The organism is Streptomyces sp. NPDC001532 (assembly GCF_040298625.1).
In the GTDB taxonomy this organism is placed as follows: Bacteria; Actinomycetota; Actinomycetes; order Streptomycetales; family Streptomycetaceae; genus Streptomyces.
The window spans coordinates 21379-27460 of record NZ_JBEPAL010000070.1 but is presented as its reverse complement, the minus strand read 5'-3'; the positions used below and the strand labels follow the sequence as shown (position 1 = coordinate 27460).

The following is a 6082-nucleotide window of genomic DNA, read 5'->3' as shown; positions in this document are numbered from 1 at the left end:
CCCCGGCCCGGGGGGGGGGGCCCCCCCCCCCCCCCCCCCCCCCCCCCCCCCCCCCCGGGGGGTGCGCGCCGCCCCCGTCCCCACGGGTCGGCGCGAGCAGACCGGCCGTCCAGTCATCCCGTGGACGGCGCGGCCCGGTTCTCAGGTGAGGCCGAGTGCCGGGAGCACGGCGGCCTCCACGAAGCGGACCAGGTAGTCCGCGTCGGCGTACCGGCCCTCCAGGACGGGCCTGACGCGCAGGACTCCGAAGAGCTGCGCGGGTACGTAGCTCAGCGCCGGATGGTCGGCGGCGACCTCGCCCCGCTCGACGCCGCGCCGCAGGATCTCCTCCAGCGCCGCGAGCTCCGGCTCCACCAGGGCCTCGCGCAGCGCGCAGGCCAGTTCCCTGTCCTGGGTCACCGCGTGGCCGAGGGCCTGGTGCAGCTTGGTGTCCTTCGCCGACCACCCGGCGATGCAGCGGGCCACCTCGCGCAGGTCGTCGGCGAGCGAGCCGGTGTCGATGCCGGCGAAGCGTACCCGCCGGTTGGAGCGCAGGGCCGCCGCGACGAACTGCGGCTTGGTCCGCCACTGCCGGTAGAGCGTGGACTTGCTGCACCGGGTGCGCTGGGCGACGCCCTCCATGGTCACGGCGTCGTAGCCGCACTCGCGGATCTGTTCGAGGACGGCGTCGAAGAACTCCTGCTCACGCTCGGGCGTGATCTTGGAGCGGCGCGAGGCGACGACCGTGTCCGGTCCGTCCGCGGCCTGCGACGTCATCGGCTCTTCTCCCTGGCTCGAGTCGGGTTCGAGTGCTGCCTACCAGTGTGGTGCATCCCGTGCCCCGCACGGACGGCCTCCACACGGCCGGCGTCCACGCGGGGCGGCGTCCGCACGAGTGGCGTCCGTGCGGTGTGTCCGGGTCCGTGGGGCGATCCGTGTGGCGCACCACACCGATACGCAAGTGTACCGGTACTCGACCGTATCGGTACACTTGCGTATCGGTACGCGGTCGTATCGATGACATCGAGGCCGGAGTACCGCCGAGCCACAAGCTCCGCATGTACCACCCACGCACCACCGTCAGCGAAAGGGCCGGGGGATGAATGCCCGCACCGAGCCTGCAGAGGCGGAGCCGGACGCGATAGCGCGGCCGCCGCTCGTCCGTGAATTCCTGCTCGTCGCAGGGCTCTTCCTCCTGTACAAGGGGGGCCGCCGGCTGGCGACCGGCCACACCGACGAGGCGTTCCGCAACGCTCATCGGGTCTGGGACCTGGAACGAGCCGTCCACCTGCCCGGCGAGGGCGCGGTGCAGTCCCTGCTGCTGCACGGCGACACGCTCGCGCACCTCGCGAACACCTACTACGCGGCCGTGCACTTCCCGGCCACCGCGGCCTTCCTCGTCTGGCTGTACCTGCGCCGGCCCGGGCACTACCGCTGGGCGCGCCGGGTGCTGGCCGCCGTGACGGGCGCCGCGCTGGTGCTGCATCTCACGTTCCCGCTCGCCCCGCCCCGGATGCTCGCGGCGGCGGGCCTGGTCGACACGGGGCGGGTCTACGGGCCGTCGGTGTACGGACCGCCGTCCACCGACACCCTGTCCAACCAGTTCGCGGCCATGCCGTCGCTGCACTTCGGCTGGGCGCTGATGGTGGCGGTCGGCCTGATCGCCGCCACCCGGTCCCGGCTGCGGTGGCTGTGGCTGCTGCATCCGCTGGTGACCCTGCTGGTGATCGTGGGCACGGCGAACCACTACTGGCTCGACGCGCTGGTCGCGGCCGCACTCCTCGGCCTCGCCCTCGCGGTGCCGCGCCCGCCGGTGCGGAGCACCGTCACGCGGTCCACGGCGCCCTCCTCCGCGCCGCCGAAGCCGCCGACACCGGCGCCGACACCGACAGCGACACCGACAGCGACACCGCCAGCGGCTCCTGCCCGTGCCGCTGCCGGGAAGCCCGAGCTGGTGGAGGCGGGCCGATGAGCGCCACCGTCCTCGCCCTGGTGCTGTCCATGTTCTCCGCCGTCGGCTACGCGGCCGCCGCCGTCGCCCAGGAGCGGCTGGCCTCGCGCGGCGACGGCTCCGGCGTGGTGCGGTTGCTGGGCAGCGCCGCCTGGTGGGTGGCCGTGGCGCTGAACGCCACCGGCGCCCTCCTGCACGTCGTCGCCCTGAAGTACGGTCCACTGACCGTGGTGCAGCCGCTCGGCGCGCTCACCCTGGTCGCCGCGGTGCCGCTGGGCGCGCGGATCGCCGGGCGGCGGGTCAGCCGGGCCGAGTGGCGGGGCACCGCCCTCACCCTGGCGGGCCTCGCCGCGGTGCTCGTCACGGCGTCCGGCCCCGCGCCCGACGATGTGCTCAGCGTCCCCGAGGCTCTGGCCGTCGCCGGCGTCACGGCGGTGCTGATCGGCTCGCTCGCCCGGCCCGGCGCCCGCCCGGGCCTGCGGCACGCCACCGCCTCCGGGATCGCCTCGGGTGTCGCCTCCGCGCTCACCCAGACCGTGACCGTCGCCGCCACGGACCGCTCCGGCCAGGTGCTGAGCGTCCAGGTGATCGGCGTGGCGCTGCTCGTCGCAGCCCTCGCCGCCGGTGGGCTGCTGCTGTCGCAGACCGGCTACCGGGGCGGCCTGGGCGCGCCGCTCGCGATGGTGACGCTGGCCAATCCGGTGGCCGCCGCGGTGATCGGGCTGTCGCTGCTCGGCGAGCGCTTCCGGGGCGGGCCCGCCGGGGTGCTGCTGGCCCTGGCCGGGGCCGGCCTGGCGTCCTGGGGCGTGGTCCTGCTGGCGCGTACGGCACCGCAGCCCCCGACCGCCGCGGAGCCGGTCCCCGCCGCACTGCCGCCGGAACCGGCCCTGCCCGCCGTACTGCTGCCCGAACCGGCTCTGGTGCCCCGGCGGACGCGGCCGGATCCGGGGCACCTCACCCCGCTCTGAGCCGCGGCGCCGGGACGACCGCGGTGGCCCGGAGAGCGGGGAGGGCGGGGCCTACTCGGTGACGATCGCCGGGTCGCTCACGCCGGGCCGCCCGTTCTCGACGTGCCCGGCGAAGCGCCGCAGCCAGGCCGGGCCTGCGTCGGAGGTGACCGTGAGGTCGTACCAGCGCCGGCTCGCGGCCAGGTCGACGGTGTGCCGCACGACAGCGCCGGGCCGCACCCGCACGGACCGCGCGGGGCCGCCGTAGCCGTCGGCCACGGTCAGCCGGACCGTCGCGGACCCCTTGTTGGTGAAGGTCAGCTCGATGTCGTCGCCCGCGTGCCGGGCGGTCACCTCGGGGCCGGCCGTCCGGTTCGGGCCCTTGAAGACCCGCAGGAAACCGTTGGGCCCGTGCACGGTCAGGTCGTACGCGCCCCCGGAGTACGCCGAGTTCCAGGTGTCGGAGATCGTCTTGCCGGCCTCGGTGGTGTAGGTCCAGGGACCGTCGCCGCGGTTGCCGGAGGTGACCAGGAAGGCGGCCCCGGCCTTCGCCCCCGAGGCGAAGGCCAGGGTGAACTTCCCGGCCGCCACGTCCGCCGCGCCGTCCACCACCGGGGCGTACTTCAGCGGGCGGGCGGGGCGCAGTCCGGGCTCCTGACGGGGCATGTCGGGGTGCGCGGGCGGCGTCGGACGGTAGTCGGGGTGGCGCTCGCGGTCCGGCGGCGCGTAGCCGTCGGTGTCGGGCAGCGCGGCGGGCCGGCTGTCCTTGCGGGAGAAGTCGAACGCCGCGGTCAGATCACCGCAGACGGCCCGCCGCCAGGGCGAGATGTTCGGCTCGTGGACACCGAAGCGGCGCTCCATGAACCGGATGATCGAGGTGTGGTCAAGGGTCTCCGAGCAGACGTAGCCGCCCTTGCTCCATGGCGACACGACCAGCATGGGCACCCGCGGGCCGAGGCCGTAGGGGCCGGCCGGGCGCTTGCTGTCGCCCGGGTAGAGGTCGAGGGAGACGTCCACGGTGGACCGGCCCCGCGCCGCGGACTCCGGCGGCAGCGGCGGCACCACGTGGTCGAAGAAGCCGTCGTTCTCGTCGTACGTGATGAACAGGGCCGTGCGGGCCCAGACCGCCGGGTTGGAGGTCAGCGCGTCCAGCACCTGCGCGATGTACCAGGCGCCGTAGTTCGACGGCCAGTTCGAGTGCTCGGAGAAGGCCTCGGGGGCGGCGATCCAGGAGACCTGCGGCAGGGTGCCGGCCTTGACGTCGGCGCGCAGCCGGTCGAAGTAGCCGTCGCCGTTCTTGACGTCGGTGCCGGTGCGGGCCTTGTCGAACAGCGGGTCGCCCGGCTGGGCGCTGCGGTAGCTGTTGAAGTAGAGCAGCGAGTTGTCGCCGTAGTTGCCGCGGTAGGCGTCGGCGATCCAGCCCCAGGAGCCGGCCGCGTCCAGGCCGTCGCCGATGTCCTGGTAGATCTTCCAGGAGATCCCGGCCCGCTCCAGGCGCTCGGGGTAGGTGGTCCAGCCGTAGCCCAGTTCGTCGTTGCCGAGGACCGGGCCGCCGCCGGTGCCGTCGTTGCCGGTGTACCCGGACCACATGTAGTAGCGGTTCGGGTCGGTGGAGCCGATGAACGAGCAGTGGTAGGCGTCGCAGACGGTGAAGGTGTCGGCGAGCGCGTAGTGGAAGGGGATGTCCTCACGGGTCAGGTACGCCATGGTCGTGGTGCCCTTGGCGGGCACCCAGTTGTCGTACCGGCCGCCGTTGTAGGCGTCCTGGCCGTCGGTCCAGCCGTGCGGCAGGCCCTCCAGGAACTGCATGCCGAGGTCGTCGGCGTCAGGGTGGAAGGGCAGCACGTCCTTGGTGCCGTCCGACTGGTACCAGACCGGCTTGCCGTCGCTCTTGGTGACCGGACGGGGGTCGCCGAAGCCCCGGACCCCGCGGAGTTTCCCGAAGTAGTGGTCGAAGGAACGGTTCTCCTGCATCAGCACGACGATGTGCTCGACGTCCTCGATCGTTCCCGAGCGGCGGTCGGCCGGGACGGCCGCGGCGCGCTCGATACTGCCGGCCAGCGCGCTGAACGCCGTGGTGGCGCCCGCGATCTGGAGGAACTTGCGCCGGTTGACTTCGGGCATGGGTGAGGGACCTCTCGTCCTGACGTGGTTCGACCGGCCGGATGGCGATGACGGAATGCGCGCGGAAGGAGTGTTCCAAGAGCACCGAACGTCAGGGAAGGGTGTGGTGGCGCGCGTGTGAAGGTCGTGGGTACGTGCGGTGCCCTTTTCGGCCGGGCCGCGGGAGACCGGGACGAGACGGGAGAGACCGGGACGAAGCGGGAGAGACCGGGACTGGACGAAAGAGCCCGGACCGACCGTGGCGCCGTCGGCGACCTGAACGCCGGCGGTGCCCGGTCAGACCTCGGGGGCGGGGACCACGCTGAGGTGACCCGCCGTCTGGCGGGCGCGGGCGCGCCTGCGCGCGGCCGACGCGGTCCGGCGCGGCTCGCGCAGCACCAGCGTCAGCCGGGTGTAGCCCAGTTCCTGCAGGGTCTTGGGGGTCTCGCCGACGATACGGCAGTCGGTGGCGCCCCAGCGCGGGTCCGGGTGCAGCAGCGGACGGATCGCGCCGTCGTGCTCGACGGCCCGCGCGCCGACCGCCTTGATCCAGTGCGGCAGGCCCTGCCGGTAGGCCGCGTCCATGATCGGGTCCTGGGCGATGTCCCGGCGGATGGACTGGAGTTGGTGGTCATGTCCGTGCTGCTCCACGGCCGCCGCGAAGTGCGCCAGCATCGGCAGGCACCAGCGTGACTCGTGGTCGCCGAGGACGGTGCCGGCGTCCGGGTGGAACAGGACGAACCTGAGGAAGTTGTCCCACGGCATGGCCGTCGGATGCGGCGCGACGCCGCGGAAAAGTGACTCGAACGCGCCGTTGGCCAGGACCACGTCCCAGCAGTGGTCGACCACGACGGAGGGGAAGGGCACGGCGTCCAGAAGTGCGGCGTAGTCCTCCAGATATGCCTGGGCCTCGGGACACTTGGGTACGGGCCGCAGCTCGGACCGCTGCCCTCCTGCCTGATATGCCATCGGGAGGTCACCCCTCTTGCCTCTGCCGCCTTCACGCGGCGCCTTGATCCTGGGGCCCCGACGTGAGGCGTGTCAACTATCGTGGCATTTCATGCCGGTTGACGGCTGAAATTGGCCACAGTTGTGGCGAGAC

5 protein-coding genes are annotated in these 6082 nt (G+C 73.3%); 2 read left to right on the top strand and 3 right to left on the bottom strand.

Annotation, left to right across the window (positions count from 1 at the left end; genetic code table 11):
* Positions 1-141: 141 nt before the first annotated feature.
* Complete coding sequence (locus ABT232_RS36915) at positions 142-756, bottom strand: TetR/AcrR family transcriptional regulator (RefSeq protein ID WP_351848784.1); 615 nt, start codon at positions 754-756, stop codon at positions 142-144.
* A gap of 322 nt (positions 757-1078) precedes the next feature.
* On the opposite strand from ABT232_RS36915, the gene ABT232_RS36910 reads away from it, so the two are divergent.
* Complete coding sequence (locus ABT232_RS36910; RefSeq protein WP_351848781.1) at positions 1079-1951, top strand: phosphatase PAP2 family protein; 873 nt, start codon at positions 1079-1081, stop codon at positions 1949-1951.
* On the top strand, positions 1948-2898 hold the full coding sequence (locus ABT232_RS36905; protein ID WP_351848778.1) for a DMT family transporter: 951 nt from the start codon (positions 1948-1950) through the stop codon (positions 2896-2898). The genes ABT232_RS36910 and ABT232_RS36905 overlap by 4 nt, the downstream gene beginning before the upstream one ends.
* A gap of 51 nt (positions 2899-2949) precedes the next feature.
* Here ABT232_RS36905 and ABT232_RS36900 read toward each other — a convergent pair whose 3' ends face one another.
* Positions 2950-5001 carry a phosphocholine-specific phospholipase C gene (locus ABT232_RS36900; protein WP_351848776.1) on the bottom strand — a complete coding sequence of 684 codons (2052 nt, stop codon included), beginning with the start codon at positions 4999-5001 and terminating at the stop codon, positions 2950-2952.
* 276 nt (positions 5002-5277) lie between these two features.
* Entirely contained in the window at positions 5278-5949 is a 672-nt protein-coding gene (locus ABT232_RS36895) for an MmyB family transcriptional regulator (protein ID WP_351848774.1), read from the bottom strand.
* Positions 5950-6082: the final 133 nt, after the last annotated feature.

Excerpts from the sequence above, each read along its gene's own strand:
- ABT232_RS36915 (WP_351848784.1), bottom strand. The coding sequence starts at position 756 with ATGACGTCGCAGGCCGCGGACGGACCGGACACGGTCGTCGCCTCGCGC.
- ABT232_RS36900 (WP_351848776.1), bottom strand. The coding sequence starts at position 5,001 with ATGCCCGAAGTCAACCGGCGCAAGTTCCTCCAGATCGCGGGCGCCACC.
- ABT232_RS36905 (WP_351848778.1), top strand. The coding sequence starts at position 1,948 with ATGAGCGCCACCGTCCTCGCCCTGGTGCTGTCCATGTTCTCCGCCGTC.
- ABT232_RS36910 (WP_351848781.1), top strand. The coding sequence starts at position 1,079 with ATGAATGCCCGCACCGAGCCTGCAGAGGCGGAGCCGGACGCGATAGCG.
- ABT232_RS36895 (WP_351848774.1), bottom strand. The coding sequence starts at position 5,949 with ATGGCATATCAGGCAGGAGGGCAGCGGTCCGAGCTGCGGCCCGTACCC.